The organism is Xanthomonas sp. SHU 166, assembly GCF_000364685.1.
In the GTDB taxonomy this organism is placed as follows: domain Bacteria; phylum Pseudomonadota; class Gammaproteobacteria; order Xanthomonadales; family Xanthomonadaceae; genus Xanthomonas_A; species Xanthomonas_A sontii.
The window spans coordinates 1-2,592 of record NZ_AQOJ01000801.1; the positions used below are offsets into that span (position 1 = coordinate 1).

Annotated in this window: 2 protein-coding genes; both read right to left on the minus strand. The window is 67.7% G+C overall.

Annotated features, from left to right (window positions below):
• On the minus strand, positions 1-1,285 hold a 1,285-nt coding region (locus tag D180_RS18560), incomplete at its 3' end, for an MCP four helix bundle domain-containing protein (RefSeq protein WP_017913966.1).
• Positions 1,286-2,032: 747 nt separating this feature from the next.
• Positions 2,033-2,592: methyl-accepting chemotaxis protein (locus D180_RS18565; protein ID WP_017913967.1), on the minus strand; the 560-nt coding region annotated here is incomplete at its 5' end.

Genomic DNA, 2,592 nt, shown 5'->3' on the forward strand with positions numbered 1-2,592 from the left:
CGAACACGCCCTGGAACTGGCCGTGCATGCGCGCAGTCAGGTCACCGGCGGCGATCGACTGCAGCAGCGCGGACAATGCCTGCAGGTTGCCGTCGGCGGTGGCCATCAACTGGTTGAGGCTGTCGACCATCAGGCGGAAGTCGTACTGGAAGCGCTCGGCGTCGCCACGCACGCTGAAGTCGCCGGCGGCCGCCGCACCGGCCAGATGCTTGATCTCGCTGTTCATCGCGGTCAGGTTGTGCTTGACCGTGTCCATCGTTTCGGTGAGGCGGGCTTTTTCGCCGGGCAGGCGGTCCATGTTCTCGGACAGATCGCCGATGGCGTAGCGGCCCATGATCTGCGCCAAGCGCTCGGTCACCGCGATGTGCGCGGCGGCCAGGGCGTTGCTGTCGCGGACCATGCGCCCGTAGTCGCCTGGGAACACGGTTTCGTCCATGCGGTAGCTGATCTGGCCGGCGTCGTGGCGCTGGGCCATGTCGGCCTGCGCGGCCAGCACGGCCTGCAGCTGCTGCTGCATGCGACCCATGGCGTTCAACAGGCGGCCGGTTTCGTCGCGGGCCTCGGTGCGCACGGCATTGTGCATGTCGCCATTGGCGATGGCCTCGGCGGTGCGGGTGGCCAGGCCCAGCGGTGCGGTCAGGCTGCGGGTGATGGTCAGCGCCAGCAAGGCGCTGAGTACCAGGGCCAGCACGGTACCGCCGATCAGCAGCATGCGGCCACGGTGCATCGCGTCCAGCGCCGACTGATAGCCTTCGGCGGCCTGCGACTTCTGCCGGTCGGCGAACTCGCGGATCTTGCTCTGCCACGCCAGGGTTGCCGGCAGCGCTTCGCGATTGAGCATCTCCAGCGCCTGGGCATTCTCGCCCTTTTCGCCCAGCGCGACGATGGCGTCGTTGATCTGTTTCGCAGCGGCGCGCTTGGCGTCCATGTCGGCGCGGATGACGCGGCCGCCGGCGGTGCTGGACAGCTTGTCCATCTTGGCGCGAGCCTCGGCGTAGCGCTCGCGCTGCCGATTGAAGGTCTCCAGCGCCTCTTGCCGCATCGTCGCGTTGGTGGAGGTGGTATAGGTGCTCAGCGCAACCAGCACGGAGGAGTTGGCGTCGAGCATCTGGTTGCTGAATTCGATCTTCGCCATGCGGTCCAGCACGATCATGTCCAGGTGCTTGCGCGCCTCGGCCATGCCGGACAGCCCGATGATCACCAGGACCACCGAAAGAAGAATCAGCACGCCGAAGGCCGCCGACAGGCGGACACCGACGTTGTAGCGTTGCAGAAGGCGGGTCATTTCACATCTCCAAGGGGCGAAAAGGTTGCTCGGCGCGCAGGGATGCGACGTCGGCGGTGGACGCGGGCAGACGCGGACGGCCTGCGCTGGGGGCGGCGCCAGTCACATGGCGTGATGACGGGCGACGCGACAGGCGGGTCGTGCGAAAGCGCCGCACTCGCGACGGTGACCATGGCGTTGGCATGCCCCAGTTCCGCCGGCCATCGCCGACGGCGTCGGTCGATCGCTCGGTGGATGCGTCTTCGGTGTCGCAAGACCGCATGCATGGTGGCCCCCCGTGTACGAATGAAGGAACGACGCGTGTTGTGGCGCGCCGGAGATCCCGGGTGTAGGCAAGCTGACGAAACGGGCCAAGGAACTGCAAGTCGAAGCTGCGCGCGTGCCGAAGGCAGGCGCGAAAAGGAACAGTCGTCAGGGCTGCGGTTTCCCCGTTCGGTTTTGCGACTTCAGCGATCGGCGCGTGCACCGAACGATCCCTCTGAAGCGCCGACGGACCTCCCCAGGCCGTGTCGGCACGCACCGGTGTAGACAAAAAGCGTGCGCTCGATTTGGTATCGACAGAAGCAGGAGATTCTTGAGCGCCTCAGTGCGGTCGTGCCGGCAGTGGTTGCCGTACGCCGCGTCGATGGAGACGATGCGGGCGCCAGCCAGCCAGCCAGCCTGGCTGCCCCGCACCGACATCGCGGCATCGCCTATCGAGCGGCCGTGCAGTGCACGGCCGCGCATCGACGCGACTGGGGCGAGGACTCAGAACTCCTGCCAGTCGCTGCTGGCCGCCTGGGCAAGCGCAACGGACTGCGGCGCCGGCCGCGGCTTGCGTGGCGGCGCAGACGGCACGCCGCGTGGGGCGGGGCGCGCCGTCGACGCGACCGCGATCGATGCGATCGCCGGCAGGGTATCCAACTTGAACACGGCCACCGCGTCCTGCAACTGCGTGGCCTGTTCCTCCATCGAGCGCGCGGCGGCGGTGGCCTCTTCCACCAGTGCGGCATTCTGCTGGGTGGTCTCGTCCATCTGGGTGACGGTCTGGTTGACCTGCTCGATCCCCGACGCCTGCTCCTGCGAGGCCGCCGAGATCTCGCCCATGATGTCGGTGACGCGCTGTACCGAGGCCACGATCTCGGCCATGGTCTCGCCGGCCTGGCGTACCAGGGTCGAGCCATTGGCCACCTGGTCCACCGAGTCGTCGATCAGGCTCTTGATCTCCTTGGCCGCATTCGAGGAACGCTGGGCCAGGGTCCGCACCTCGCTGGCGACCACCGCGAAGCCGCGACCTTGTTCGCCGGCACGCGCCGCTTCCACCGCCG